This window comes from Nocardia sp. NPDC052566, from assembly GCF_044547285.1.
In the GTDB taxonomy this organism is placed as follows: domain Bacteria; phylum Actinomycetota; class Actinomycetes; order Mycobacteriales; family Mycobacteriaceae; genus Nocardia.
Map to the genome: position 1 here is coordinate 129,457 of NZ_JBIUAF010000005.1, position 26,045 is coordinate 155,501.

The window sequence follows — 26,045 nt, forward strand, 5'->3', positions numbered from 1 at the left end:
ATCTATGTCCTCCTGTTCCCGGATCTCAGCGCCGACGACCCACGGCCGCAAGGGTTTCCACGGCGGCGGTGTAGAGCGAGTCGGCGGACGGCAGTGCGAGCTTCTCCAGCGGCTTGGCGTAGGGGAGTGGCACCTCGGCCATGGCGACGCGGCGCACCGGCGCGTCGAGGTAGTCGAACGCGCCGTCGGAGATGGAGGCCGCGACCTCCGCGCCGATACCGTAGGTCAGCCAGTCGTCCTCGCCGATCACGGCGCAGCCGGTCTTGCGCACGGAGGCGACGAAGGTGTCGCGATCGAGCGGCCGCAGGCTGCGCAGGTCGATCACCTCGGCGGAAATGCCCTCGGCGGCAAGGCGTTCGGCCACCTGGGTGGCGACGGTGGCCATGCGGGAGTAGCCGATCAGCGTGATGTCGGTGCCCTCCCGGGTGACCGCCGCCTTGCCGATCTCGGCGGCCGGAAGATCCTCGGGCACTTCGCCCTTGGTGTTGTAGAGGGAGAGGTTCTCCAGGAACAGCACCGGATCGTCGTCCTCGATCGCGGCCTTGAGCAGTGCCCGCGCGTCGGCGGGCGTACTGGGCGCAACCACTTTCAGGCCGGGCACGAAGGCGTAGTACAGCTCGATGTTCTGCGAATGCGTCGCACCGAGCTGCTGGCCGCCGCCGCCCGGCGTGCGGATGACCATCGGCACGCTGGTCTGCCCGCCGAACATGCCGTAGATCTTGGCGGCGTGGTTGACGATCTGATCCAGCGCGAGCAGCGAGAAGTTGATCGTCATGATCTCCACGACCGGGCGCAGCCCGAGCATGGCGGCGCCGATGGCGGCACCGACGAAACCCTCTTCGGCGATCGGGGTGTCGCGCACCCGCTTCTCCCCGAATTCGGTGAGCAGTCCGGCGGTGATCTTGTAGGAGCCCTCGAAGACGCCGATCTCTTCCCCGATGAGGAAGACGTCGTCGTCGCGGCGCATCTCCTCGCGCAGGGTTTCGCGCAGCGCTTCGCGATAGGTCATGACAGGCACAGTTCGTCCTCAGGCGGTGAAGAGCGGATCGGCGGGCAGTCGGCGGGAATCGCCGGGCACCGGGGTGGCGTAGTTGTAGTCGAACAGGCTCGACGGCTCCGGATGCGGGCTCGAATCGGCGAATTCGACGGCGGCGGCGACACTGTCGGTCACCTCGCGCTCGATGTCGGCCAGTGCCTCCGCGGAGAGCACGCCGGCGTCCAGCAATCGGTTGTGCCACAGCACGATCGGATCGTGTTCCTTGGCCGTGGACACCGCGTCGGAGCTGCGGTACTTGGCCGGGTCGACCACCGAATGACCCTTGAGCCGGTAGCTCACGGCCTCGAGCAGCGCCGGTTTCCCTTCGCGGCGAGCGGTTTCGATGAGTTCGGACGCCATATCGCGTACGGCGAGCACGTCGGTACCGTCCACCCGCTCACCGCGCATGCGGTAGGCGGCGGCGCGCTTCCACAGATCCGGTTCGGCCGAGGACTTCTCGACCGTGGTGCCCATACCGGTCTGGTTGTTGATCACCAGGAACACCACGGGCAGCCGCCACAGCGCCGCGATATTCAGCGACTCGTGGAACGCGCCGATATTCGTGGTGCCCTCACCCATCTGGCACACCACAACGTCGTCACCGCCGCGATAGTCGATGGCGAGCGCCGCGCCGATGGCGAGCGGAACCTGGCCGCCCACAATGGCGTAGCCGCCGAGCAGGCGGGTCGCGGTGTCGTACATGTGCATCGACCCGCCCCAGCCCTTCGAGGTGCCGGTGGAGCGGCCGTAGAGCTCGGCCATCACCCGGCCCGGCTCGATGCCCTTGGCCAGCGCGTAGCCGTGCTCGCGGTAGTTGGTGAACAGGTAGTCGGTGGGGCGCATCGCCGCGCCGAGGCCGACGACGGTGGCCTCCTCGCCGAGGTTGAGGTGGCAGTAGCCGCCGATCTTGGCCTGCTGATAGCTCTGCGCGGTGCGCTCCTCGAAGCGGCGGACGAAGAGCATGTCGCGGTAGAGACCACGCAGGGTCGCCGAATCCGCCGCCTCGAACGCGGATTCGGCGACGGGCTCGCTCTTGGCCGCGGGCTTGCGGGTGGTCTTGCGCGGTGCGGTGGTTGTTGTCACGGTCGGACTCCTCAGCGCTTGCGCGGCGCGATGTGTACCGGCAGTCCGAGCCCGGCCAGCGCCGTCTCCATGCCGATCTCGCCGAGAGTGGGGTGGGCGTGAATGGTGTCGGCCAGCTCGTCGAGCGTCGCCTCCAGCGAAATCGCCAGCGCGCCTTCGGTGATCAGATCACTGGCCGACGGGCCGATGATGTGCACGCCGAGTACTTCCCCATGCTGTTGCCCGGCAACGATTTTCAGGAACCCCTCGGTCTCGCCGAAGGTCTTGGCCCGGCCGAGCGCCGCGAACGGGAACTTGGCGGTCGTCACCTCGTGGCCCGCCGCGCGTGCGGCGTCCTCGGTGAGGCCGACGCTCGCGATCTCGGGGTGGGTGAAGGTCGCGGCCGGGATGACCGCGTAGTCGATATGCGCGTCGTGCCCGGCGATCACATCGGCCGCGGTGAGGCCCTGGTGCGAGGCGACGTGGGCGAGCAGCGCGCGGCCGGTCACGTCGCCGATGGCGTACACGTGCTCGACCCCGGTGCGCAACTGATCGTCGACCTCGATGAAACCGCGTGCGTCCGTGGCGATTCCGGCGACATCCAGGCCGAGGTCGGCGGTGTTCGGGCGCCTGCCGACGCCGACGAGCACCACATCGGCGTCCAGCTCGCGCGCCTGCGCGCCGCCCACCGAGACGCGCAACCCGTCAGCCTGCGCGATGGCGGTGACGGTGGCGCCGGTCAGCACCTCGATGCCGCGCTTGCGGAAGGATCGGCCGAGTGCCGCGCCGATCTCCTTGTCCTCCAACGGAACCAGGCGATCCTGCATCTCCACGACGGTGACCTTGCTGCCGAACGTGGCGAACAGGCTCGCCCATTCCGCGCCGACCGCGCTGCCGCCGATCACCACCAGCCGCTTGGGCACCTCGGTCAGCCCGAAGGCGCCGTCGGAGGTGACCACGCCGGGCAGATCCGCGCCGGGAATCGGCAGCCGCGCGGGCACCGAACCGGTCGCGACGATCACGTCTCGCGCGCTGACCTGCCGCAACGCTGCTCCTGGGGCCGCGGCATAGCGCGGGCCGCCCTCGAAGACCGGCGACGCGCCGGTCTCGTGCACCTCGACCGTGGTCGGGCCGATGAACCGGGCATGGCCCTCGATCACCGTCACGCCGTTGGTCTTCAACAGGTTCGCGACGCCGTCGGTCAGCTCCTTGACGATGCCGTCCTTGCGCTGGCGCACCGCGCCGAAGTCGTAGCGCACGTTATCGGCGTAGACGCCGAATTCGGCGGCGGCGGTGAGGGTGTGGAAAACCTCCGCCGAACGCAACATCGCCTTGGTCGGGATACAACCCCAGTTCAGGCACACGCCGCCCGCGCGCTCCTTCTCGACCAAGCCGACGCGCAGGCCGCGCTGCGCGGCCCGGATGGCGGCCACATATCCGCCAGGGCCACCGCCGATCACCAATAGATCGAATTCCGGCACTCGTGGTGCTCCTCATCTCGACGATTCCGGCCCATGCCGGGTTATGGCATGGGTCATACCGTCGAGTCTCGCGGGCCGAAATTGCACAAGCAATCTGCCGCGAGCCCAGATATCGGGGTGTGAAAATGGGCGCAGCGCCCAATCGGAAGCGGCCCGGACCGATCAATCCGCGGTCGGTGTGCCCAGCTCCAGTGCGGCAAGAGCCAGCGAAAGCTCCACGTAGGAGCGCTGGCCCTCCAGCGGCCTGCCGAGCAGCGCCGAGATCCGCTGCAGCCGGTTGATCACCGTGTTGCGATGGCAGTGCAGCAGCGGCGCGGCGTTGGCGGCCGAGCAGTTCTCGGCGAGCCAGACGGTCAGCGTGCGCAGCAGGATCTCGCGTTCCTTGTCCGGCAGCGCCAGTACCGGTCCGAGTGTGCGGGCCACCATCAGCTCGGTCAGATCGGGGGAGCGCAGCAGCATGGCCTCCGGGTAGCGCTCCTCGAGCAGCACCAAACCCTTTGTGTCCGTGGGCAAGGTCTCCAGTGCGAGCATGGCGAGCGCGTGCGCGGTATCGATCTGCGCCAGTCCCGGGACCGTCGGCGACGCCGCGGCCCGGCCCCGGATGCGCGGCCGGATCTGTGGCAGCACAGCGGAACTGTCCTGCCGCTCGAGTGAAACCAGCCCGACCGTGGAGTCCACCCGGTCGTGCCACACCGAGCGGATACCCAAGGCCGCCAACGTCGTCTCCGTACCCACCTGCACCGCCGGGCGGGCCCCACGCACGGCCACCACCAGGTACGCCGCGTGCGCGGGCAGATTCAGCTCACGTGCGGCCCGCGCCGCGAAGGTCGCGTCGTGCGCGCGCCCGGCCAGCAGGTCCTCGATCAGCCCGTGCCGACGGCGCTCGTCCCGGCGCACCTGTTCCAGCTCGGTATTGCGATAGGAGGTCACCAGCGCCGAGGACATCCCGTCGATCGTCGACCAGGTGGCCGCCCCGATCTCCCGGAAATCACCGGGCGCCAGATCCCCCGCCTTGTCGACCAGCGCCTCCCACACGATCTGCCCGCCCAGCCGGAACGTCCGCAGCATCACCTCCAGCGGCACACCCTGCGCCGCCCGATCCCGCCCGATCGCCGCCGCGACATCGTCGCGATCCGGCACGCTCACGTCCCCGGCGAGCAGATCCAGCACCCGCGTCAGATAACTCCGGCACCCATTCCGCAGGTCCTCCCTGCTGACCGGCGAATAGTCCGTCCACTCCGGAATATCGGTAAAGATCGCCGCCATCAACCGCCTGGTCAGCACCGGAATCTCGGACCGGCACCCCGCCGCCAACCGCTGCGTCCCCGCAGTAGGACCGATGTGCTTGGGTGCCGCCATGGCACTAGACGCTACGCCCGGCCTGTTTGCAGAGCTGGCGCTGGTCAGACCGTTGCGCGGACACCGCTGGTCTCCATCACCGCTTGACCACACAGGTCGGGGCGACGATGCCTCGGATGCGTGGATCCCGGCGCCGCTTCTGTACCGCGCAGGCCGAGCCATCGTTCGAACCTGAGGGCGACTCCCCCGGACCGGCCTCGCCCGCGCCCACTACTCCAAGCGCCAGCGTGCAGCCGTCCATCAGACTGTGCATCGGCGACCGGGGCAATTGGGCCGGAGCCGCCGCCGACCCCGCTCCGCGGTGCCGCTCGTGGGTTTTTGGTCCCTAGAAGGGGATCCGCAGCGGGAGGTGGCGGAACGGGCGCATGCGGCGACTCGAATCGGGCCTGCCGCAGCATCTTCCGGCCGCGATTGCCTTCGAGCGCAGTCGAATGGCCGTCAATTGCGGTGTGCCGCTCGGCCATTCGACTGCGCTCGGCGGAACGGAGAGCGCAGGCTGCTCGGGTAGCCTGGCTGGGGCATAGCGAACTGACCGGTTCCGACGGGTGATCCGGTTGTCGTCGACGCGGGTGAAGGTGATGGCGATGCTGGACTACGGCCTCGACTTGTCCGGTGTGGAGCGCGAACTCGCGCTGCCCGACTTGGTGGCTGAAGGGGATGAGCTCGACGCCCTGGTTGCGGCGGAGTCCGACTGGTCCGGACCTACGCCCGCGGTGGGGTGGACGATCGCGCATCAGATCGCTCATCTCGCGGCGGCCGATGCGAATGTCGTCATCGCTGTGCGGAACCCGGACGCGTTCGACGCTGTGCTGAAGGAGGCGGAGGCCGACGGTGGTCGGCACGCTGATCTCGAGGCCGCGGCAGGTGCGGCCGAACCGCGGTCGGTGCTGCTGGAGCGGTGGCGGGCCGGTCGCGCCGAAGTGGCGGCGGCGCTGGGTGAAATGCCACTGGAACAAGGGTTTCCGTGGTTCGGTTCGGAGGTGACGGCAACGCTCATGGTGCCGCTTCGGCTGATGGAGACGTGGGCGCACGGGCAGGACATCTTCGATACGCTGGGTGTCGCGCACCGCCCGACGGGTCGGCTCCGGCATGTGGCCGCGTTGGGCGTGGTCGGACGGGAGTTGTCCTTCTACGCTGCCCAATTACCCATTCCGGCAGAGCCGTTCCGCGTCGAGCTGACCGGTCCCGCGGGTGAAACCTGGGTATGGGGTCCTGACGATGCGCGGCAACGGATTCAGGGCAGTGCCCTCGACTTCTGCCTTCGGGTCACCCACCGCAAGTCCCGTGCCGAGACCGACCTCACCGCGGTCGGCGCGGACGCGGAGAAGTGGCTCGATATCGCCCGCGTCTTCCTCTGACGAACCCGGCCTGTCACATCTCGGCCGCGCGGGCGGTCATGGCGGTATGGCAATTGCGCACACCTGGCCCGGATGGGTCGCGACCGGTTTCCTCTGGTTCCTCGCCTTCGAGTTCCTGATGGGAGCGGTGACCAAATTCTGGCCAGGGCCTACGTTCTTCGGGCCCGCCTACTCGGTCAAGTTCCCGGACTGGGGTTGGCCCGCCTGGTTCCGATTCGTCGTCGGCGCGATCGAGGGCGTGTGCGCACTCCTGCTGGCGATCCCGTACCACGAGTCCCGATTCCTCGGCGCCGCGGTCCTGGTCCTCGTGCTGACCGGCGCAGTAGTCACGCACACCATCAACCACCACAGCCTCAAGGAGAGTTTCTCGGCCCCGGTGCACCTGGTCGTCGTAGGGATCGTCGCCCTCGCCACCTGGCCGGCCGACTGGATGGACGTGATCCAGCCCGGCCGATGGTCATAGCCGACCGTCACGGAATCGGGTGATGTAGCGCTGCGCTCGCGGTCGCGGTCCGCTCATGCCAAAGGAATTGGGGGCAGGACACTACTGTATTCGTCTGGCCGACACTCGGAAATTCCTGTGCAACAGGGGGAGTCGCAAATGTGCTACGGAAGAATAGGGGTGCCCATATCCGCCATTCATGTCAACGTCGTTGATCCCCAGTTGATTTGGCGGCATGATGTGGGTCACAAATCACCGCGAATGGCGTGCCGCATGGTGGCGTAGGGGAAAGTATGGCCTCGGCTGGCGAAAAAGTATTGGTGATCGACGCGCCCGGCGGCGGTTACGTCGAAGTTCCTGATATCGAGACCGAGGTGATCGGCGCGCACGGCGAGGTACGCCTGGAGATCATTTCCGACGGTGACCTCGAGCCGCTGTATGCCGCCGAGCCGGAATTGATCATCCTGTGGCATCGCGTCGCGCTCGATGCCGCGTTCTTCGACCGCATCAAGACATGCCGGGCCGTCATCTGCGCCAGCGTCGGGTACGACCACGTGGATATCGCGGCGGCGCGCCGCAACGACGTCGCGGTGTATTACGTCCCCGACTACGGCACCGAGGAGGTCGCCGACCACACCCTCGCCCTCGGCCTGTCGCTGGCCCGCAGGCTGCCCGCGCTGGACGGTCATGTCCGCGACGGCGGATGGGATTGGCGGGCCATCGGTCCCGCACGCAGGCTGCGCGACCGGGTGTGGGGCATCGTCGGACTGGGCCGGATCGGCACCGCGGTGGCGCTGCGCGCCCGCGCGCTCGGCATGCGGGTCGCCTTCTACGACCCGTACAACCATCCGGGTATCGAGAAGGGCCTCGGCTACCGCCGCGCCCACACCCTCACGGCGCTGCTCGCCGAGGCCGATATCGTCAGCCTGCATGTTCCCTTGACCCGGGAGACCCGGCACCTACTGGGTGACAATGAACTCGCCGCGATGAAAGACGATGCGGTACTGGTCAATACGGCCCGCGGTCCGGTCATCGACCTGGACGCGTTGCGCACGGCCTTGGCCGCGAGCCGTCCCGGCTACGTCGGACTGGACGTGGTCGACGGCGAACCGCGAATTCCGCAGTGGCTGAGCGCACATCCGCGCGCCCTGCTCACCCCGCACGCCGCCTTCTATTCGGTGGAATCGCTGACCGAGCTGCGCACCCGCGCGGCGGAGGCGGCGCGGCAACTGCTCACCGGGGCACAGCTCACCTCGGCGATCCCGGTGCCGGCAACGAATTTCGACGATTGAGAGAACACCGCGATGGCAACTCCGACACTGCTCTCCGAAGTGACGGCCGAGGATTGGTCCGATTGGCGGTGGCAACAGCGAAACGCCATTCGGAGCTCCCGGCAATTCCGCGCGCGGTTCCCGAACTGTGAACCGGCACTGCTGGATCGCATCGAACAGCACACGAAGTCCCGGCGATTCCAGGTGACACCGTATTACCTCGGCTTGGTCGGCACCGATCCGCACAACGGTAATCCGGATCCCGACGATCCCCTGTGGAAGCAGGTGGTGCCGCTGGAGACGGACGAGAATGCCGACCCCTACGGCTATGACGGAAGCACCGAGAACTGGGAGCTTCCGCACGAAATGGTCACGCCCATCGCGCAATACAAATATGACAACCGCGTGATCATCCGGTTCGGAAATGTCTGTCACGCCTACTGTCAGTTCTGTTACGAGGCGCTGCGCACCCTGGACAAGAAGTCGGACAAGGCGTCCTTCGATCGCACGCACTGGCAGGCGACCCTGGACTTTCTCACCGCCAACCCGCAGGTCGAGGAGATGATCCTCAGCGGGGGTGAGCCGCTGATGCACAGTGACGATCAGATCGATCAGGTGCTGCGTGAAGCGCACGCGGCAAGGCCCGACCTGATCATCCGAATCCACACCCGCGCACTGACTTTCAACCCCTACCGGATCGACGCCGACCTCGCCGGCGTGCTCGCGCGGCATCGGGTGAACGCCATCGGCCTGCACATCACCCACCCGCGCGAGCTGAGCGCGGCCTTCGACAAGGCGCTCGAGTTGCTGCGCGGCACCGTGCCGATCCTCTTCGCGAATGTCCCGCTGCTCGCGGGGGTGAACGATGATCCTGCCACCATGCGCGACCTGTGCATGGGACTGTATCGGCGCGGTGTGCACGCCGGGTACCTCTATCACTTCATGCCGCACAGCCCGGAGGCGGCGTGCTTCCGTGTCCCGATCCGTCGCGGCGTGGAGATCGTCCGATCGCTGCGCCGCCATATCTCCAATCCCGCTGTGCCCGAATATGTTCTGCCGCACGCCACCGGGAAGTTCACCGTTCCGCTCGACCTGTCGGCCGATGAGCGTCCCCGGCACACCGCCGACCCCCGGGGTAACCGGGTGCTGGAATTCGTCAACTGGCAGGGCGAACGCGTCCGCTATCCCGATCCGCTGCCCGAATGAGGAGTGATCCCGATGATCGACGACCTTGTGCTGCAACGTATTCCGCCGCGCGATCCGGTGCTGCGCGCGCCGGGGGACGCGCCGCCCGGATCGGTGGAGGATCTGCTCGGCCGCTGCCTGCGCGGTCCGGTCGCGCCGCCCGAACGGCCGGAGCAGCACACTCTGGTCGACGCGCTCGACACAGCGCTCGACCGCGCGCTCGCCGCCGATCCGGGTTCGGACGCGGCACTTCTCGATATCCATCGCAGCGCCTACGCGATCTACGAGGCGCTGCTCGGCCATCCCCTCGGCGCGGGCGCCAGGCACGAACGCAGCGGATGGTTCAACGCGTTCCGTTCGAGCTATGAGCAGCGCACCCTGGCCGCCGACTGCGCGGAGATCGCCGACCGGCTGCCCGCCCCCGACGAGGCGACCCGCCTTGACTTCGTCCGTGACTGGTTCCTCGCGGAAGCCAAGCACCGCAACGAAGTGGACCAGCAGGTGGAGGACTTCCTGGCCGAGCGCGCCACCCTCGATCAGCTGGCCAGGTTCATCCAGGCCGACGGATATCTCAACTACCGCTTCTTCGATGCGCTGGTGCTCGCCCAGCCGCATTTCATGGAGGTCGTCAAACACGAGATCAGCAAGCACATGTGGGACGAGTGCGGTGAGGGCGACGGAATGGCCGCGCACACACTGCAATTCACCCGCAGTCTGCAACGGCTCGGACTCGAGCTGCCCGCCGTGCCGCCGTGGGAGGACTGGCGTCCGTACGCCGGGCACAACCTGTACTTCCTGCTCGCGTGCAATCGTCGGCACTATTTCAAGGCGCTGGGCAGCCTCGCCATGCCGGAACTGTTCGATGTGGACCGCGACGCGGCCGTCGTGCGTGGACTGGAGCGGCACGGGTTCGATGCCCCACGCGATTTCGAGTTCTTCTACAACCACATGGAGGGCGATGCCGAGCACGGCCCCGAATGGCTGGAGGGCGTGGTGCTGCCCATCGTGGCGGCCGAACCGGACGCGGGCCTCGAGCTGATCACGGGCGGGGCGCTGCGGATGCTGGCCATGCGGCGCTACAACGAATATCTGGCGCGCAGCATCGGGCTCACCGACGACGACACCGAGTCCGCGTCGGCGCTCGGGGCGCACAGGTGACGGGAAACCCCTTCCCTTCACTGGAGATGACCGAGCGGGCCACCGGCCTGCGCGCGCGAGAACGGTTGAGCACCAACGAGAACGAGTTCGGTCCCGCGCCCTCGGTGCTGAGCGCGATCGCGGCCGCGGCGGGCACGGTGCACCGCTACCCGGACTGCGACCACTTCGTCCTGCGGCACCGCCTGGCCGATCGGCTCGGCGTCCCGCCGGATCACGTGCACATCGGGCCCGGTATCGACGGCCTGCTCGCCGCCGTGTGCCGCGGCCATCTCCGGCCGGGGCGCACGGCGATCACCAGCGCGGCGACCTATCCGACGTTCGCGTACTTCGCCGAATCCGCGGGCGCGAACCTGTACCGGGCCGCCTACCGCGGCGTGGCGGTGGATGTCGCGGGCATCGCCGAGCACGCGCGACGGACCGCCGCAGCCGTCGTATACGTCGCCGATCCGGACAATCCGACGGGTAATTGCCTGGGGCGCAGGACATTACTGGACTTCGCGGATGCGATGCCACCGGAGACGCTGTTGGTGGTCGACGGCGCGTATGCCGAATACCAGGCGGCGCCGCGGCGATTGCGAGCGGACGATGTCATCGATCGGCACATGCTGTGGTTGCGCACCTTTTCCAAGGCGTACGCGCTCGCGGGCCTGCGCGTGGGTTACGCGATCGGCCATCCGGATCTGCTCGAAGTCCTGCGGCGCGGCGCGGAACACTATGTCGTCGGCCGTCTTTCGGAAACAGCGGCGCTGGCCGCCCTCGACGATGACGACTATCTCGCCACAACGGTCGACCGCACCGCCGAGGGCCGGGCCGACTATACGGAGCGGCTCACCGAGCTCGGCTTCGAAGTGCTCACCGGCTCAGCGAATTTCCTCACCTTCCGCTGCCCGGACCGCGTCGACGCCGCGACGCTCGCCGACTCGCTGCGCGCCACCGGCGTTTTCGTTCGCCACCTCACGATCGCCCCACTACAGGACTGTATTCGGATCACCATCGGCCCAGCGCCACAGCGACATACGGTGCTCACCCAGATCGCCGAACTCAGCACCGGTTCGATCGCACTCCGGCCGTGACCGTATCGCCGAGCCGCGTCGACGCGCAGCCGACGGCGAGCGCGCTGGGATTCGGCCTGGCCGGGGTGATCGGTTTCAGCCTGACCCTGCCGTTCACCCGGTACGCCGTGCCCGCCTTCGGGCCGGAACTCGTCGGACCCGGTCGTTCCCTGCCTGCCGCGCTGTTCGCCGTCGCGCTGCTCGCGGTAGCACGCAGGCCGCTACTTCCGCCGCCGCGCATGCTCCCGTCGGTGGTGGTGGTCACCGTTGGTGCGGTGGTCGGCTTTCCGCTGCTGATCGCACACGCCCTGCGGTCGGTATCGGCCAGTCACGCGGCGGTCGTGATCGCGCTGCTGCCCGCGGGCACCGCGATCATGGCGGTGCTGCGGGCGCGCGAGCGACCACCCATGGTCTTCTGGTTGTGGTGTGCGGCAGGCACCGCACTGGTCGCCGGATACCTCGGGTTCGCGGCCGACAGCCGGTTCGGGATCGGCGATGTGGAGCTGCTCGCGGCAGTGCTGTTGTGCGCGTTGAGCTATGCCGAAGGCGGCGTGCTGTCCAGGCGGGTTCCCGGTTGGGTGATCACCTGCTGGTCACTGCTGGCCGGGGTGCCCGCGGTGCTCGTCATCGTGGTCGTCACCGGCGTACCGAGTCGAGCCGAATTGACCTGGGGCGCAGTCGCCGCGTTCGGCTATCTCGCCCTCGGCAGTTCGCTGCTCGCCTTCTGCTGCTGGTACCGCGCGCTGGCCGACGGCGGCATCGCCAAGGTCGGCCAGGTGCAGCTGCTGCAGCCGATCCTGACGATGATCTTCGCCGCGGTCCTGCTCGGCGAACGGCTCGATCCGGCCATGATCCCGGTGGGACTCGCGGTCGGCGTCACCGTGTTCATGGCGCAGCGCGCCCGACCCGCCGAGCGGTAGTTGGCCGAAGTTCGGTACAGCGACCCCGGCGTGTCTATAACGTCTGGGGTATGGATTTCGCGGCATCGGCGCGTGCGGCCGAATATCACGGCAAGGTGGCCGACTTCATCGGCAAGGAGATCGAGCCGGTCGAAGCGGAGTATCTGCGGACGCTGCGTGGGCTGGACGACCCGTGGGTGGTGCTGCCGATCGTCGAGGAGCTCAAGGCCAAGGCGCGGGCGCAGGGGCTGTGGAACTTCTTCCTGCCCAAGGCGTATTCCGAGGCGAGCGGGCACGGCGCGGGGCTCAGCAACGTGGAGTACGCGCCGCTGGCCGAGCTGATGGGACGCCACGCCATCGCACCGGAGGTGTTCAACTGCAATGCGCCCGATACCGGCAATGCCGAGGTGCTGGTGCACTACGGCAGCGAGGCCCAGCAGCGGCAGTGGCTGGATCCGTTGCTGGCGGGGGAGATTCGGTCCGCGTTCTGTATGACCGAGCCGGAGGTCGCCTCCTCCGACGCCACCAATATGGCCGCAACGGCCATCCCGGACGGCGATGACATCATCATCAACGGGCACAAGTGGTTCTCGACCGGTATCGGCCACCCGAACTGCCGGTTCGTCATCTTCATGGGCCTGTCCGATCCTGAGGCGCACCGGCATGCCAGGCATTCGATGGTCATCGTTCCGGTCGGCACGCCGGGCATGAAGGTCGAGCGGATGCTCGAGGTGTTCGGCTATCACGACGAGCCGTATGGGCACGGCGAGGTCACCTTCGACAATGTGCGGGTGCCGAGGGAGAACGTGATCGCCGGTCTCGGTAGGGGTTTCGAGATCGCGCAGGGCCGTCTCGGCCCCGGTCGCATCCACCACTGCATGCGCACCATCGGGCTCGCCGAACGGGCGCTGGAGATCGGTATCCGGCGGGCGATGGACCGCACCGCCTTCGGCAAGCCGCTGATCAATCTCGGCGGCAACCGGGAGCGTATCGCCCGCGCGCGCATCGCGATCAATCAGGCGCGGCTGCAGGTGCTCCAGACCGCATGGCTGCTCGACACCAAGGGCGCTCTCGGTGCGCTGTCGGAACTTTCGCAGATCAAGGCGTCGGTGCCGAGCATGGCCTACGAGGTGATCGACATGGCGATCCAGTTGCACGGCGCGGGCGGGCTGACCAACGACTTCCCGCTTGCCGGCGCGCTCGCCGGCGCACGGTCGCTGCGGTTCGCGGACGGTCCGGACGAGGTGCATCTCGGCGTCGTCTCGCGGATCGAACTCGCGCGATACCGGGTGGATTCGTGAAACCGGAGCTGATCGATACGCCGGGCGCGACACGCGACGAGGACGCCTTCGATGTCGCGGCCGTGCACGAATGGCTGTCCGGGCGGCTCGATGGGCTCGACGGTAAGCCGACGGTGCGCCAATTCGCCGGCGGCGCGTCCAATCTCACCTATCAGCTGTCCTATCCCGACCGAGAGCTCATCCTGCGCAGGCCGCCCGGCGGGCATCGCGCGGCCTCCGCGCACGATATGGGCCGCGAATACCGGGTGCAGAGCGCCCTGCGGCCGCTGTTCCCCTATGTGCCCGCGATGTCGGCGTTCTGCGACGACGAATCGGTAATCGGTGCGCCGTTCTACGTGATGGAGAAACTCGAGGGACTCATCCTGCGCCGCGATATCCCCGCGGAACTCGACCTCGACCCGATCGCGGTGCGCGCGTTGTGCATCGACGTGATCGACAAGCTGATCGAGCTGCATCGGGTCGATGTCGAGGCGGCCGGGCTGGCCGATCTCGGCAAGGGATCCGGGTATGTGCGCAGGCAGATCGACGGCTGGTCGGATCGATACCGCAAGGCGCGCACCGAGAATGTGCCCGATTTCGAAGGGGTGATGGGCTGGCTCGCGGCCAATCGCCCCGAGGATGCCGGAATCTGCCTGATCCACAACGACTATCGGTTCGACAATATCGTCCTCGGTGACGGCATGGCGGTGCTCGGCATCCTGGATTGGGAAATGGCCACCCTCGGTGATCCGCTGATGGAGTTGGGCGCCACGCTGACCTACTGGATACAGGCGGATGACGACGAGTTCATCCAGCAACTGCGCCGTCAACCGACCCATGTGCCCGGCATGCTCACCCGGGCCGAAATCATCGACTACTACTCGCGCGCAACGGGTTCGGCGGTGGACAACTGGACCTTCTACGAGGTGTACGGCATGTTCCGGCTGGCCGGAATAATCCAACAGCTGTACCGGCGGTTTCACGACGGCGGCACCCACAACCCGGTCTTCGCGGACTATTGGATGTTCGTCGGATATCTGGAAGAGCGATGCAAGCGGGCCATGCGCGGAGCCCGCTGATCGGGTCCGCTATTTCTTCGCCGAGTTGTACGCGGCGAGGACATCGGCGGAGATCCGGCCGCGCGCGGAGACCTTGTGGCCGTGCTTGCGTGCCCACTCGCGTATGGCGGTCGATTGCTCACGGTCAACTGTGGCGTGGAAGTTCTTGGTCCCGCTCTTGGGGCGGGACTTGATACGCCCCGTTTTCCGGGCGCTTTTCGTCCACGGCTCCAATGTGGCACGAAGCTTGCCGGCGTTCTTGGTCGACAGATCGATCTCGTAGGCCACGCCGTCGATGGAAAAAGTGACGGACTCGTCCGCTTTCGACGTCCCATCGAAATCATCGACCATGGTGACGGTTACTTTCTTGGCCATGATGAGTCCTTTGCCGCTGGAGTATTTTCTCGAATGCTAATGCCAGCGGCGGTCAGATTCAAATCTCACACCCGGGACGTCGATTTAGTCAGGCGAATGATATTTCATCATGGTCAACTTTTCAGGGCCCGGCTGATGTCGTCGAGCCGGGAAAGCAGGGCGGCGACACCCGTGCGGTGCATGGTGGCGGAGGAATAGAAGAATCGGATATCCATACGCCAGCTGGGCATTTGATACGGGAGGATGTGCAGTCGGCCCGCATCGACCGCGCGGCGCGCGCTGAACGCGGGCACGACGGCGATGTAGCCGCCGGTGGCGGCCAATTCGACCGCGGTCTCCGGCAATCCGATCGAGAGCACCGGCGCGCCGGGCCGACGTCCGGGATGATCGAACAGCTCGACCAGCGGTTGCGCCGCCGCACCCCACCGATAGACCACGACCGGCAGTTCGGCGAAGTCGGTGCGGGTGATCTTCGGCGCTCCGGCCAGTGGATGGTCCGGCGCGCAGACCGCGACGAGCTTCGACTGGCCGACACGGCGCGAGCGTACGCCCGCCGTAGACCCTTTCGGGAACGCGAATCCGGCGTGCACGGTGCCGTCGCGCAGCCGCGCGATCACCTCACCGCTGTGCGCGATCCGGCAGTGCACATGAACGCCGACGTCGGCGAGCGCCGCGAGCGCGGGCACGAAGACGGCGGTGCCCAAACTGGCGGGCGCGGCGATCACGAGCCGCTCGACATCGTTGTCGGTGACGACCAGGCCTGCCTCGTCCAGGAGCTCGAGGCACCGGTCCGCATAGGTGGCGAATCGCTCGCCCGCTGGTGTCAGCGTGGTGCCGCGCGCGCCTCGGACCAGCAGTTTCGCGCCGAGGCGGCGTTCGAGCGCCACCATCCTCGCGCTGACCGACGGTGTCGCGATGGCCAATTCGGCGGCCGCCTGGCCGAAACTGCCCAACCGGGCGACAGCGCTGAAAACCAGCAAATCCATCGTCTCGACGCGGCTGCCGACCGAACTGGGAGTGTTAGGCATGGGCTAATACCTCCGATAGGTGAAACGCGGCTACCGGTGTACTGGCGCGACCACGATAGTTCAGGAATGCAAAATACCTCCGCGGGCGGCGACAGTGCGGTCGCCGCCGTCGATCCGGAATCCGATCGGCGGTTGCACAGCGGTCTCGGGACCGTCTCGCTGGCCCTGATCACCTTTTCCAGCGTCATCGGGTCGGGCTGGCTGCTCGCTCCCTACAATGCCGCCAAGACAGCCGGGCCGGCGGCGCTGCTTTCCTGGGTCATCGCCGGTGTCGCCACCCTGTTGGTCTCGCTCGCATTCATCGACCTCGCCTTTCGATACCCGCTGACCGGCGGCAACGTGCGCTGGCCGAAACGGGCGAACGGCCCCCTGGTCGGCGCGATCGTCGGCTGGGCGGTTTTCCTGCAGGCCGTGTTCGCCGGTCCGAGCGAATCCGCGGCCGTCGTCCAATACGCGGGAAAGTGGTTGCCCGGTGTGGTGTCCGACCATCAATTGACGCTGGTCGGGCGGCTGCTCGGGGTGGCGCTGCTGTTCTTCTTCTGTACGTTGAACCTGTTCGGCGTGCGGTTGCTGGCCTCGATCAACAATGTGGTGACCGTCGTCAAATGCGTCATCCCGGCGCTGACCGTCATCCTGTTGCTGGCGAGCGGGTTCGACAGCACGAATTACCGCGTGGGCGGCGGCTTCGCGCCCTATGGGATCTCGGCGGCGCTGAGCGCCGTGGTCGGCGGTGGACTGGTGTACTCGTTCACCGGAATCAACGCCGCCGCGGTGCTTTCCGGTGAGGCGCGGAATCCGCGGCGGACCGTGCCCCGTGCGACGTTGATCGTGGCGGGCGGGTCGTTCCTGCTGTATCTGGGGCTGCAGGCCGCGGTGCTGTTCTCCACTCCGCAAGGCTTGTTGGGGACCGGCTGGCACGGGGTGAACCTCACCTCGCCGCTGGCCGATATCGCCGCACTGCTCGGCATGGGCTGGCTGTCGGTCACGCTGCTCGCCGACGCGGTGTTCTCGCCGTCGGGCAGCCTGCTCGTCGGCATCGGGGTGAAGGGACGCTACACCTACGGCGCCGCGCAAAACGGCCTGCTGCCGCGCTACTTCACCGCCGTCCATCAGCGCACCGGGATCCCTTACCGCGCACTGCTGTTGAACGTCAGCATCGGATCGGTCATCCTGCTGCTGCTCGGCAGCTGGAAGACCATCGCCAGCTCACTGAGCTTCTACTACGGGCTCTCCTACGCCGCGGTGTCGGTGGCGGTGACCGTGCTCGCCGCGCGCGATCCGTCGGCCGGCTGGCTCGGGAAGTGGTCGCTGCCGGTGGGATTGAGCTCCTTCGTGCTGTCCGGCCTGATTCTGTACTGGTCGGGGTGGGGCAAGATCCGGGTGGCGATGCCGCTGCTGCTGATCGGTGTGGTGGCGTATCTGGTGCAGCGACGGCTGCGCGCCGAGAACGCACCCGGGCGAACCTGGCTGGGCAGTTGGCTGGTGGGATTCATGGTGATGCTCGGCGTCGTCTCCTACCTCGGTTCGTTCCGCGGGCTGAATGTGCTTGCCGCCCCCTTCGATTCCTTACTGGTCGCCGCGGCCAGCGGGCTCACCTGGTGGGCCGCGCACCGGTCGGGCCTGCGCTTCCAGGCCGATCTCTCCGACAGTGAACCGCAACCATCGATGCAGAAAGTCAGCCAGCAAGCATGAACTTCTCTTGGACTCTCGAACAGGCACGGGCCCGCGGCAACAAGCGCTGGAACACCTATCGGGACGGGATCCTCGACCTGACCGTCGCGGAGATGGACCTGCCGACACCGCCGCCGGTACTCGCGGCCGTGCGGGACTCGGTCGACCGTCAGTCGTTCGGCTATCCGGTGGCGGACGAGGACAGCGGCATACCGGAAGTGGTCAGCGACTATCTGCTCGCCGAACACGGACTCGCGGTCACCCCCGGCGATGTCCGGTTGCTGCCCGAACTGATGCGCGGTATCAGCCAGGCGATCGTCCACCTCACCCCCGCGGGGACGCCGGTGGTGGTGCCGACACCGACCTACGGCCGCTTCTTCGACGCGATCGCGGTCGCCGGGCGCGCCGCCGTCGAGGTGCCGATGCAGGCTTGCGACGACGGCTACCGGCTCGACCTGGACCGGATCGATGCCGAACTGGCCGCGGGCGCACGCTGTGTGCTGCTGTGCCATCCGGGAAATCCGACCGGCCGCGTGTTCGGCGCGGCCGAGCTGGCCGCGCTCGCCGAGATCGCCGTCCGCTGGGGCGCCAGGGTCATCAGCGACGAGATCCACGCGCCGATCCGCTACGACGGCGTCGAATTCCGTTCGTACGCCTCGGTGAGCGAGAGCGCGCGCGAAACCGGCATCACTCTGTTCAGCGCGACCAAGGCATGGAACTTCCCCGGATTGCGTTGCGGGCTGGTCGCATTCACCAACGAGGCCGACCGCAAGATCTGGTCCGGCCTGCCGCGCGCGGCGGTCGGCGGTATGAGCCCGCTCGGCATGCGCGCCACCGTCGCCGCGCTGACCGCGGGCGGGCCATGGCTGACGAGCACGCTCGGTTTCCTCGACCGCAACCGTCAGACGCTGGCGCGGGAGCTGCCCCGCGAGATCTACCGGCCGTCGGAGGCGACCTACCTGGCCTGGGTGGATCTGCGTGGGGTTACGCAAGATCCGGTGCGACGCCTGGCCGAGCTGGGTGTCGCGGTGAGCGACGGCGCCGACCACGGCCGCGGCGGCGCCGGATTCGTCCGGCTGAATTTCGCCACGCAGCCCGGCGTACTCGCGGAGGCTTTGCACCGCATGGCCCAGGTTTGGTGAGTACCAAGGCAATTGGCCGGAAGTAGGTGCCGGGGGAGGCCTCGTGTGACACCGTCGGGAGGAGCACGATTTTCCTTCGGGAGGAACCATGGCACCGAACAGGCGGATGTTCGCGGCAATGGTCGGCGTCGCCCTCCTCGTGGCGGCGGCCCCGGCCTGCGGGTCCGACGGCGGCGCGAACTCGCTGGTGATCACGGCGAACGCGATCAACTCGGCGGGCGGTAAGAATGCCGCCGAGGCGAAGTGGATCGAAGACTGGGTGATCCCGAAGTTCGTGGAGCAGCAGCGGGCCAAGGGCGTCACCGTGCAGGTGAAGTTCCAGGCGACCGGGGTCGCGGACGAGGACTACAAGAGCCGGATCGCCAAGGACCTGAAGACCGGGACCGGCGCCGATGTGGTGTCGCTGGACGGCATCTGGGTCGGCGAGTTCGCCGAGGGGCGGCAGATCAAGCCCCTGGACGAACTCGTCGGGGCGGACAAGGCGAAGGCGTGGGACGGGTGGCGCCACATTCCGGAGCCGGTGCAGCGGTTGATGTCCTACGACGGCAAGCTGTACGGAGTACCGCAGGAGACCGACGGGCGGGTGCTGTTCTTCAACCGAAAGCTGTTCGCCCAGGCCGGATTACCGGCCGATTGGCAGCCGACCGGCTGGGACGGGCTGCTGGCGGCCGCGCGGAAGCTGAAGGCACTGCCGGGAGTGATTCCGGTGCAACTCAATGCGGGCACGAGCTTCGGGGAAGCCACGACCATGCAGGGGATTCTGCCGCTGCTGGTCGGGACCGGTAGCCCGATGTACCAGGGTGACAAGTGGATCGGGAACACCGCGAACTTCCGCAGGGTGCTGGAGTTCTACCGAACCCTGTACGGCGAGCAGCTCGGTGACGCGGAGTTGCAGCAAGACGCGAAGGGCAGGGAGAAGAGCCTGGAGAAGTTCGCCAAGGGGCAGGTGGGGATTCTGCTGGAGAGCGACTACCTGTGGCGCGGCGTGCTGAATCCCACGGGCGGCAGCTTCCCGATGGCCGAGCGCGACACCACGGTGGGGTGGGCCAAGATTCCGGCGGCCACACCCGGCGCGGGCGTGAACCGGCAGGACTTCGTGAGCATGTCCGGTGGCGGCGGGCGGGTGATCAACCCGAAGAGCAAGAACGTCGAACTAGCTTGGGAACTCTTGCAATTCATGAACTCCACGGAGGCGTTCAAGGAATTGTTCGCCGGTGGCGGGCCGCGGATCGCCGCGCGGCAGGACGTGAATGCCGAAGTGCTCGGCGGTGATCCGATGCTGACCTTCGTATCCGAGCAGATACTACCGATCACAGCGCTGCGGCCTGCGGAGTCGGAGTACACCATGGTGTCCAAGGCGATGCAGCAGGCGACGCTGGACGTGGTCACCGGCACCAGTCCGGCCGACGCCGCCGCGGCATACGGCAAGGCGGTGGAACAGGCGGTCGGCAAGGACCAGGTGGTCAATGACTGACCCGGCGACTCCTGTCATCGGTGCGGCGCGACCGGCCGGATCCGATTCCGGCACAGCGGGGTTGCGGCGCGGGACGGCGAGCGCGTTCGTCGCGCCCGCACTGCTGCTGATCGCGGTATTCCTGGTATTTCCGGCACTGTGGCTGCTGTGGATCGGGCTGACCGACCTCACCGTCTCCGGGCGCACCTCGGTGGATGTTTCCGTGGTGGGACTGGACAACTACGCCAAGGCGCTGGACGACCCGTTGTTCGGCAACAGCCTGTGGATCACGCTGCTGTTCGTCTTCGGCTCGGCGGTCATCGGGCAGAACTGCCTCGGCTTCGCGCTGGCGTGGACGCTGCGCGCCGCCGGTCGCCGAGTACGCACCCTGGTGGAAAGTGCGGTGCTGCTGGCCTGGATCCTGCCCTCCAGCGTGGTCGCGGTGCTGTGGATCGCGATGCTCGACCGCGACGAGGGCACCGTCAACCGGCTGCTGGACACCCCCGGTTACGCCTGGATGATCCGGTATCCGCTGGCCGTGCTCATCGTGTTCAACATCTGGCGCGGCACCGCCTTCTCGATGCTGCTGTACTCGGCGGCGGTGTCCACCGTGCCGCCCTCGCAGCTGGAGTCCGCGCGACTGGCCGGAGCGTCGGGACCACAAACGTTGCGCGACGTGGTTTTTCCACATCTGCGCGGGCATGTCCTGACCAATACCCTGCTGATCAGCCTGTGGACCTTCAACGACTTCACGCCCTACCTGCTGACCCGCGGTGAGCCGAACCATCGCAGCGAAACACTGCCGATCTTCCTGTACCGGCAGGGAATCGATGAGGGAGCGCTCGGATACGGCGCCGCCGCATCGGTGTTGATGCTGTTGATCAATCTGGTGCTCGCACTGTTCTACCTGCGGCTGCTGCGACGGAGGACCGCATGAGCCCTCGGCAGATCCTCGCCAGGATCGGTTTCTACACCTTCATCGCCGTGGTGACCGGATTCTTCGTGCTGCCGATGCTGTGGCTGGCGTCCGCCCCGTTCGACGCCCATCCCGGATATGCGCCGCGGGTACCGGAAAAGCCCACCCTGAAACACTTTTCAGCGCTGTTCGGCAACGACATGACGATGGGCTCGCTGTGGAACTCGGCGGTCCTGTCGGTGTCCTGCATGGTGCTGGTGGTCAGCGGCGCCGCGCTGGCGGCGTACGCGCTGTCGCGCGTGCGTATTCCGGGCCGGAATGCGTTGCTGTATCTGCTTCTACTGCTGTCGAGCGTGGTCACCGGTACCGCGGCGATGGTGCCGATCTTCCTCATGGTCTGGAAGATGGGACTGCTGGACCGGCAGCTCGGTGTGGTGCTCGTGCTGTCCGGCGGGTTGCTGCCCGCGGCCATCTTCATTCTGAAGGACTTCATGGATACGGTGCCGCGGTCCTATGAGGAATCGGCGCGGGTGTTCGGGGCCGGACCGCTGCGGATCCTGCGCGACATCGTGGTGCCGGTGGCCAGGCCCGGGTTGGCCACCGTCGCGGTGTGGACCGTGGTGAACGTGTGGGGCACCTATCTCGTGCCGTTCCTGCTCCTGCGCGATCAGGACAAGCAACCGGCCGCGGTGGTCGTGCGCACCTTCTACGACGAGGGCGGCGGGGCCATGCTCGGCCCGATCTCGGCATTCTCGCTGCTGTACTCGATACCGGTGGTGCTGATGTATCTGTTTGTCAACCGGCGCTACGGTTTCCGGTTCCACGGAGGGATCAAATCCTAGATGGCACAGGTCGAGTTGGTGGAGCTGACGAAGGTCTATCCCGGCGAGGTGAAAGCCTTGGACGCCTTGACCTTCACCATCCCGGACGGCGAATTCTTCGCGCTGCTAGGACCATCCGGCTGCGGTAAGACCACGTTGCTGCGCACCATCGCCGGGCTGGAGAGCCCGACCAGCGGACAGGTGCGGATCGGGGAGCAGGACGTCACGCGGCAGTCCCCGGGACGACGCGACGTGGCCATGGTGTTCCAGGACTACGCGCTGTTCCCGCATATGACGGTGGTGGACAACATCGCCTACCCGCTGAAGGTCCGCGGCGCCGACCGGCGCACCCGCGCGGCGAAGGCCGCCGAGACCGGCGAGCAGCTGTCGCTGCGCGGGCTGATGGCGCGGCGACCGGCCGAACTGTCCGGCGGACAGCAGCAGCGCGTGGCGCTCGCCCGGGCAATCGTCTGCCGCCCCAAGGTATTCCTGTTCGACGAGCCGCTGTCGAACCTCGACGCCCGGCTGCGACTGGAAGCACGCACCTTCCTGAAGAAGCTGCAGCACGAGCTCGGCGTGACAACGGTTTTCGTCACCCACGACCAGGCCGAGGCGCTGGCACTGGCCGACCGGATCGCGGTGATGTGGGACGGCCGGATCCGCCAACTCGGCACCGCCCGTGAGGTATTCCGCCGCCCAGCGGACACCGTCGTCGCCAACTTCATCGGTTCCACACCGATGAACCTCGTCCCCGGCAAGTTGCTCGGCCTCGATCCCTCGGTGATCTGGGGCGCCCGCCCCGAGTATTTGGGCTTCTCCGCGGCGGCCGTGGATGGCGCGTTGCGCGGCGTGGTGTCGACAGTGGAGCACCTCGGCGCGACGTCACTCGTCACGCTGGACATGGACGGCTTCGCCGTCGGCGTCGTGGTGCCGGAAATGGATGAACCCAGGGTCGGCACCGACGGCTGGGTGATCCAGCAACCCGGCCGAGTCCTCCTGTACGACGCCGAATCAGGACAACTGCTCCCCGAAGACATCCGAGACTTCCCGAAGTAGTTCAGGATCTGTGGGCCGCGTTGTAAAGGTGTTGTGGGCCAGGCTTTCAGATTTCTCCACGATGGTGTCGAGCTGATCGGCGTTCGCTGTCGCCGAGGAGTCGGCGTCGATGCCATTGCTCGGTTTTCGCAATTGTCCAGCGCCGTTCTGTGACGGCATGGACGGCGGGTACCTGAATGCTTGTGCCGTGTCAGGCGACATGGCGGAGGTACTTCGCCGAACTGCCGATCGCGCCGTTGGCCTTCGGGCCGATAAGGGTGGTCATGAAGTCCTGCTGGGCGCGGTATCCCATGCGCGCCTGACGTTCACGCAGTCCGGGGACGATCAGCGCCGCGCCGGTGCGCGCCACATTGATCGGGAACCGGAGGGCCGGATACCACGGCGGCATGGTGGCGGGCAGTCCGAGCTGGCGCATGCGACCGCGACCGAGGAACGCGGTGCTGATCGAAAGATGCTGTGCCCGGGCGATCTTCCGGCGGATCGGCGCGAATGTCGAATAGTGCCAGGTGAGTGGGTCCTCGGCCATGGGGCGGGCCAGCTGCGCGCTGGTCTCGTCGGGCACGGCGAGCGCGGCCAGGTAGTGGTAGAGCCTCTTGGTCGCGTCGAGGAAGCTGTTGGGCAGGTACTGCTCCTCGATGCCCATGAGCCAGCCGGTGTAGCGGGTCAGGTGCGCGATGGCGTCGAGTTCCCTGGGGGTGAAGACGATGCCCATCATCATGCCGGTCACCGCGGGGGCGAACAGGGCGCCGAGCATGGTCACGGCCATATCGGTCTGGTTGACCGGCACGCCCCACTCCTGCGCGCTCCACTCCGGTAGGTTGCCGACGTGCCTGCGCACGAAGGTGTGGATCAGGCGCACATGCAGGGTGGAGCGAAATCCCTTGCCGCCGGGACGCATTCCGTCCTCGGACATGACGTCGAGGGCCCATTGCAGTGTTTCGGCGAAGCGCTGTCCGCCGCCGGTCGCACCGCTCTTGCCGGTGTTGGTGAGCATCAGCGTGCGATTGATGCCCGAGGCCACGAAGCCACCGAGGAAGGGCACATCGCGTGCCATGTAGACGCCGTCGAGGCCGGTGCGCTGAAAGATCTGCTCGCCCAGGGTGATCCGATTCCAGTCGACCCACGACGGCGGGTTCTCGACCATGCGGAAGTAGTCACGCAGGGGTTGCGGTGCGTCCGGCATGCTGTCGATGCCGTGCGCGAGCGCCTGGTCGAACAGCGGCCGGACCTTGCCCATGCCCGCGCTGTACATCCATTCGATCAGCGCGTCCATCGGCGGATCACCGACGGTGAGCGCCATACCGATGTCCTGCCACTCCTGATCGGTCGGTGGCTTGATCCCGAGCAGCCTGATGACGGGTCCGAGGACCGGGATATCCGCCCGATCGACGGGGTGGCGAGCGGGAATGGCCGGACGGGCAGGATCCATGGACCGAGAGCGCGTCATCGAGCTTCTCCTTCGCAAGTTCGGCGAACGATGTTCACCGGATTGTGAGAGGAATCATCGCCCACTCTATCAAATCTGGCAAGACCCTCCACCAGATTCACGTCCGGGGCGACCAGTGGGCGCTGAGCTCGGCGATTACTCCTTACAGCTGCGGCGCCGTCGCCCTACTGCGGGCGTCGACGTCTATCGTCGCGCCAGAACGCCCTCCACGAAGTCGCGTGGCGGTAGGTAGTTGTGTTCGTGTGTGTAGTGGACGATCAGGGTGGGGGCCGCGTAGAGCGAACCGGATGGTCCGGTGACGCGGATCTCGCCGTTTCCGATCATCGTGCCGGTCAGTGCGGTCCACCGGACGCGATGCTCGTCCCGATCCGCCGGCGGGCACACGGTGCAGACGTGGAAGCCGCGGGTCAGGTTGCATGGCCTGCGGCACAGCTCGAGGAGTCTTTCGCCGAGCTTCAACGGAAGTGTGCCGGTGCGGAACGGATGTGCCCCATCGAGCCAGCCGACGTTCAGTGCCTGCTCGCCGCGGTTGCCGCCCGAGACTCGGGTCCAGTAGGAGTACTCGGTCAGGTCGTCGTAGTAGGTCATCGACAGATAGTTTCGTGAATCGTCGCGCCGCCGCCAGCGGTACGAGCCGCTGTCCGATTCTGGGGTCAGAAATAGATGTCTGGGACGCAATAGCCGGTGACGAGCTGGCGGTCTCCGTAGCGGATGGCGGCTGGATTCCATTGTGCGCCTACGGCTTGAATGAAGGTTTGTGCCGTGTCGAGGTCGTTTCGGTCGGCGATCAGGATGAGGGTGTCGTCGGCCGTGAGTGCGCCGCCGCCGAGGTGATCCCGCGCCAATGGGTCGGCTATCAGTGCGTCGCGTAAGCGATTTCGGTCGGTGTTGGGGACGGAAACGAGGAATCCGTCGGCGCGTTCATCGTCGGCGGGCAGGAATTCGATGCCGAGAACGGCGGGTTGGTGGTAGCGGATTCGCAGGTCGTCGGCGATCCAGCACAGATTGTCGCGGCCGGTGCAGGCCAGTTCGAAGCGGCGGGCAGGGGCGTAGGTGACCTGTTGTGACTGCTCGGACCAGTGGACCTCGACAGTGTGTTCGGAGTGGACCGTGAGACCGAGTTCCATTGCCGCGGTGAGATTCACTTCGAGCTCGAACTGGGTGAGCGGGTCGGTGAGGCGGGGGTCGGCGGGGTCGGTGATGGTTGCCGTGTTCCAGGTGCCGAACAGCTCCGCGGTGGGCCGCGACGGATTCTCGGGTGCGCACGACCATGGGCCGTAGGCGTCGGCAGTGCCGGAGCCCGCCGTGAGCAGGGCGCAGGTGAGCGCGACGACGGTGGCGAAGGCGACTCCAGGAGACATCATTTCGGTCGCTTCCTCGCTCGAGAGGGTCGGAACTCGACACATGCTGCAACGATGGTCCCGCCGTCATCGGGGGTTGCGCAAGCGTGCTCAGCCGCCGAGGGTGATCGATGATCCGGCGAGCCACCTGTGGG

Annotated in this window: 24 protein-coding genes; 15 read left to right on the plus strand and 9 right to left on the minus strand. The window is 67.1% G+C overall.

The features are described from left to right. Positions 1 to 25: 25 nt before the first annotated feature. The 4 genes from ACIG5A_RS25535 to ACIG5A_RS25550 form a co-directional block, all read right to left on the minus strand. Positions 26 to 1,009, minus strand: a complete 984-nt coding sequence (locus tag ACIG5A_RS25535) for an alpha-ketoacid dehydrogenase subunit beta (protein ID WP_397244235.1) — start codon at positions 1,007 to 1,009, stop codon at positions 26 to 28. An 18-nt stretch (positions 1,010 to 1,027) separates the two neighbouring features. Beyond that, positions 1,028 to 2,119 (minus strand): pyruvate dehydrogenase (acetyl-transferring) E1 component subunit alpha, encoded by a 1,092-nt coding sequence (gene pdhA, locus ACIG5A_RS25540; protein WP_397244237.1) that lies wholly within the window; start codon positions 2,117 to 2,119, stop codon positions 1,028 to 1,030. 11 nt (positions 2,120 to 2,130) lie between these two features. After that, positions 2,131 to 3,579, minus strand: coding sequence for a dihydrolipoyl dehydrogenase (lpdA, locus tag ACIG5A_RS25545; protein WP_397244240.1), 1,449 nt, complete (start codon positions 3,577 to 3,579; stop codon positions 2,131 to 2,133). Positions 3,580 to 3,741: 162 nt separating this feature from the next. After that, entirely contained in the window at positions 3,742 to 4,938 is a 1,197-nt protein-coding gene (locus ACIG5A_RS25550) for a PucR family transcriptional regulator (RefSeq protein WP_397244242.1), read from the minus strand. A gap of 584 nt (positions 4,939 to 5,522) precedes the next feature. Here ACIG5A_RS25550 and ACIG5A_RS25555 point away from each other — a divergent pair. From ACIG5A_RS25555 to ACIG5A_RS25595, 9 genes are all read left to right on the plus strand, one after another. Next, positions 5,523 to 6,296: a TIGR03084 family metal-binding protein gene (locus ACIG5A_RS25555; protein WP_397244244.1), complete on the plus strand. Its 774-nt coding sequence runs from the start codon at positions 5,523 to 5,525 to the stop codon at positions 6,294 to 6,296. A 46-nt stretch (positions 6,297 to 6,342) separates the two neighbouring features. After that, positions 6,343 to 6,759, plus strand: coding sequence for a DoxX family protein (locus ACIG5A_RS25560; RefSeq protein ID WP_397244246.1), 417 nt, complete (start codon positions 6,343 to 6,345; stop codon positions 6,757 to 6,759). 272 nt (positions 6,760 to 7,031) lie between these two features. Then, positions 7,032 to 8,030: a C-terminal binding protein gene (locus tag ACIG5A_RS25565; RefSeq protein ID WP_397244248.1), complete on the plus strand. Its 999-nt coding sequence runs from the start codon at positions 7,032 to 7,034 to the stop codon at positions 8,028 to 8,030. Positions 8,031 to 8,042: 12 nt separating this feature from the next. Then, complete coding sequence (locus ACIG5A_RS25570; protein ID WP_397244250.1) at positions 8,043 to 9,215, plus strand: KamA family radical SAM protein; 1,173 nt, start codon at positions 8,043 to 8,045, stop codon at positions 9,213 to 9,215. 12 nt (positions 9,216 to 9,227) lie between these two features. Next, entirely contained in the window at positions 9,228 to 10,352 is a 1,125-nt protein-coding gene (locus tag ACIG5A_RS25575) for an iron-containing redox enzyme family protein (RefSeq protein ID WP_397244252.1), read from the plus strand. Continuing rightward, entirely contained in the window at positions 10,349 to 11,425 is a 1,077-nt protein-coding gene (locus ACIG5A_RS25580; protein WP_397244254.1) for a pyridoxal phosphate-dependent aminotransferase, read from the plus strand. Before ACIG5A_RS25575 ends, ACIG5A_RS25580 begins: the two co-directional genes overlap by 4 nt. Next, the gene (locus tag ACIG5A_RS25585; protein ID WP_397244257.1) at positions 11,422 to 12,324 is read left to right on the plus strand and encodes a DMT family transporter; all 903 of its coding nucleotides are present in this window, start codon (positions 11,422 to 11,424) and stop codon (positions 12,322 to 12,324) included. The genes ACIG5A_RS25580 and ACIG5A_RS25585 overlap by 4 nt, the downstream gene beginning before the upstream one ends. 50 nt (positions 12,325 to 12,374) lie before the next feature. After that, positions 12,375 to 13,604 carry an acyl-CoA dehydrogenase family protein gene (locus ACIG5A_RS25590; RefSeq protein ID WP_397244259.1) on the plus strand — a complete coding sequence of 410 codons (1,230 nt, stop codon included), beginning with the start codon at positions 12,375 to 12,377 and terminating at the stop codon, positions 13,602 to 13,604. Then, on the plus strand, positions 13,601 to 14,662 hold the full coding sequence (locus ACIG5A_RS25595; protein ID WP_397244261.1) for a phosphotransferase family protein: 1,062 nt from the start codon (positions 13,601 to 13,603) through the stop codon (positions 14,660 to 14,662). Before ACIG5A_RS25590 ends, ACIG5A_RS25595 begins: the two co-directional genes overlap by 4 nt. Before the next feature lie 9 nt (positions 14,663 to 14,671). Here the strand turns inward: ACIG5A_RS25595 and ACIG5A_RS25600 are convergent, their stop codons facing one another. Together ACIG5A_RS25600 and ACIG5A_RS25605 are read right to left on the minus strand one after the other, a co-directional pair. Next, positions 14,672 to 15,016 (minus strand): Lsr2 family protein, encoded by a 345-nt coding sequence (locus ACIG5A_RS25600; RefSeq protein ID WP_397244263.1) that lies wholly within the window; start codon positions 15,014 to 15,016, stop codon positions 14,672 to 14,674. 113 nt (positions 15,017 to 15,129) lie between these two features. Beyond that, positions 15,130 to 16,044, minus strand: coding sequence for a LysR family transcriptional regulator (locus tag ACIG5A_RS25605; RefSeq protein WP_397244265.1), 915 nt, complete (start codon positions 16,042 to 16,044; stop codon positions 15,130 to 15,132). A gap of 66 nt (positions 16,045 to 16,110) precedes the next feature. On the opposite strand from ACIG5A_RS25605, the gene ACIG5A_RS25610 reads away from it, so the two are divergent. From ACIG5A_RS25610 to ACIG5A_RS25635, 6 genes are all read left to right on the plus strand, one after another. Continuing rightward, positions 16,111 to 17,736, plus strand: a complete 1,626-nt coding sequence (locus ACIG5A_RS25610; RefSeq protein WP_397244267.1) for an APC family permease — start codon at positions 16,111 to 16,113, stop codon at positions 17,734 to 17,736. Next, on the plus strand, positions 17,733 to 18,857 hold the full coding sequence (locus ACIG5A_RS25615) for a MalY/PatB family protein (protein ID WP_397244269.1): 1,125 nt from the start codon (positions 17,733 to 17,735) through the stop codon (positions 18,855 to 18,857). The genes ACIG5A_RS25610 and ACIG5A_RS25615 overlap by 4 nt, the downstream gene beginning before the upstream one ends. Before the next feature lie 88 nt (positions 18,858 to 18,945). Continuing rightward, complete coding sequence (locus ACIG5A_RS25620; RefSeq protein ID WP_397244271.1) at positions 18,946 to 20,331, plus strand: extracellular solute-binding protein; 1,386 nt, start codon at positions 18,946 to 18,948, stop codon at positions 20,329 to 20,331. Beyond that, the gene (locus ACIG5A_RS25625; protein WP_397244273.1) at positions 20,324 to 21,247 is read left to right on the plus strand and encodes a carbohydrate ABC transporter permease; all 924 of its coding nucleotides are present in this window, start codon (positions 20,324 to 20,326) and stop codon (positions 21,245 to 21,247) included. The genes ACIG5A_RS25620 and ACIG5A_RS25625 overlap by 8 nt, the downstream gene beginning before the upstream one ends. After that, on the plus strand, positions 21,244 to 22,068 hold the full coding sequence (locus tag ACIG5A_RS25630) for a carbohydrate ABC transporter permease (protein ID WP_397244276.1): 825 nt from the start codon (positions 21,244 to 21,246) through the stop codon (positions 22,066 to 22,068). Before ACIG5A_RS25625 ends, ACIG5A_RS25630 begins: the two co-directional genes overlap by 4 nt. After that, a complete protein-coding gene (locus tag ACIG5A_RS25635) occupies positions 22,069 to 23,103 on the plus strand; it encodes an ABC transporter ATP-binding protein (RefSeq protein WP_397244278.1) in 1,035 nt (344 codons plus the stop codon). A gap of 190 nt (positions 23,104 to 23,293) precedes the next feature. On the opposite strand, the gene ACIG5A_RS25640 is transcribed toward ACIG5A_RS25635, so the two are convergent. From ACIG5A_RS25640 to ACIG5A_RS25650, 3 genes are all read right to left on the minus strand, one after another. Next, positions 23,294 to 24,550 carry an oxygenase MpaB family protein gene (locus ACIG5A_RS25640; protein ID WP_397244280.1) on the minus strand — a complete coding sequence of 419 codons (1,257 nt, stop codon included), beginning with the start codon at positions 24,548 to 24,550 and terminating at the stop codon, positions 23,294 to 23,296. Positions 24,551 to 24,733: 183 nt separating this feature from the next. Continuing rightward, complete coding sequence (locus tag ACIG5A_RS25645) at positions 24,734 to 25,138, minus strand: hypothetical protein (RefSeq protein ID WP_397244282.1); 405 nt, start codon at positions 25,136 to 25,138, stop codon at positions 24,734 to 24,736. Positions 25,139 to 25,203: 65 nt separating this feature from the next. Further along, positions 25,204 to 25,914, minus strand: coding sequence for a hypothetical protein (locus ACIG5A_RS25650; RefSeq protein WP_397244284.1), 711 nt, complete (start codon positions 25,912 to 25,914; stop codon positions 25,204 to 25,206). Positions 25,915 to 26,045 lie beyond the last annotated feature (131 nt).

Bases quoted from the DNA above. Each gene is read 5' to 3' on its own strand.
- ACIG5A_RS25620 (WP_397244271.1), top strand. From the start codon at position 18,946: ATGGCACCGAACAGGCGGATGTTCGCGGCAATGGTCGGCGTCGCCCTC.
- ACIG5A_RS25555 (WP_397244244.1), top strand. From the start codon at position 5,523: ATGCTGGACTACGGCCTCGACTTGTCCGGTGTGGAGCGCGAACTCGCG.
- ACIG5A_RS25640 (WP_397244280.1), bottom strand. From the start codon at position 24,550: ATGACGCGCTCTCGGTCCATGGATCCTGCCCGTCCGGCCATTCCCGCT.
- ACIG5A_RS25605 (WP_397244265.1), bottom strand. From the start codon at position 16,044: ATGCCTAACACTCCCAGTTCGGTCGGCAGCCGCGTCGAGACGATGGAT.
- ACIG5A_RS25550 (WP_397244242.1), bottom strand. From the start codon at position 4,938: ATGGCGGCACCCAAGCACATCGGTCCTACTGCGGGGACGCAGCGGTTG.
- ACIG5A_RS25635 (WP_397244278.1), top strand. From the start codon at position 22,069: ATGGCACAGGTCGAGTTGGTGGAGCTGACGAAGGTCTATCCCGGCGAG.
- ACIG5A_RS25575 (WP_397244252.1), top strand. From the start codon at position 9,228: ATGATCGACGACCTTGTGCTGCAACGTATTCCGCCGCGCGATCCGGTG.
- ACIG5A_RS25590 (WP_397244259.1), top strand. From the start codon at position 12,375: ATGGATTTCGCGGCATCGGCGCGTGCGGCCGAATATCACGGCAAGGTG.
- ACIG5A_RS25645 (WP_397244282.1), bottom strand. From the start codon at position 25,138: ATGACCTACTACGACGACCTGACCGAGTACTCCTACTGGACCCGAGTC.
- ACIG5A_RS25565 (WP_397244248.1), top strand. From the start codon at position 7,032: ATGGCCTCGGCTGGCGAAAAAGTATTGGTGATCGACGCGCCCGGCGGC.
- ACIG5A_RS25610 (WP_397244267.1), top strand. From the start codon at position 16,111: ATGCAAAATACCTCCGCGGGCGGCGACAGTGCGGTCGCCGCCGTCGAT.
- ACIG5A_RS25650 (WP_397244284.1), bottom strand. From the start codon at position 25,914: ATGATGTCTCCTGGAGTCGCCTTCGCCACCGTCGTCGCGCTCACCTGC.
- ACIG5A_RS25600 (WP_397244263.1), bottom strand. From the start codon at position 15,016: ATGGCCAAGAAAGTAACCGTCACCATGGTCGATGATTTCGATGGGACG.
- ACIG5A_RS25625 (WP_397244273.1), top strand. From the start codon at position 20,324: ATGACTGACCCGGCGACTCCTGTCATCGGTGCGGCGCGACCGGCCGGA.
- ACIG5A_RS25570 (WP_397244250.1), top strand. From the start codon at position 8,043: ATGGCAACTCCGACACTGCTCTCCGAAGTGACGGCCGAGGATTGGTCC.
- ACIG5A_RS25535 (WP_397244235.1), bottom strand. From the start codon at position 1,009: ATGACCTATCGCGAAGCGCTGCGCGAAACCCTGCGCGAGGAGATGCGC.
- ACIG5A_RS25630 (WP_397244276.1), top strand. From the start codon at position 21,244: ATGAGCCCTCGGCAGATCCTCGCCAGGATCGGTTTCTACACCTTCATC.
- ACIG5A_RS25560 (WP_397244246.1), top strand. From the start codon at position 6,343: ATGGCAATTGCGCACACCTGGCCCGGATGGGTCGCGACCGGTTTCCTC.
- ACIG5A_RS25615 (WP_397244269.1), top strand. From the start codon at position 17,733: ATGAACTTCTCTTGGACTCTCGAACAGGCACGGGCCCGCGGCAACAAG.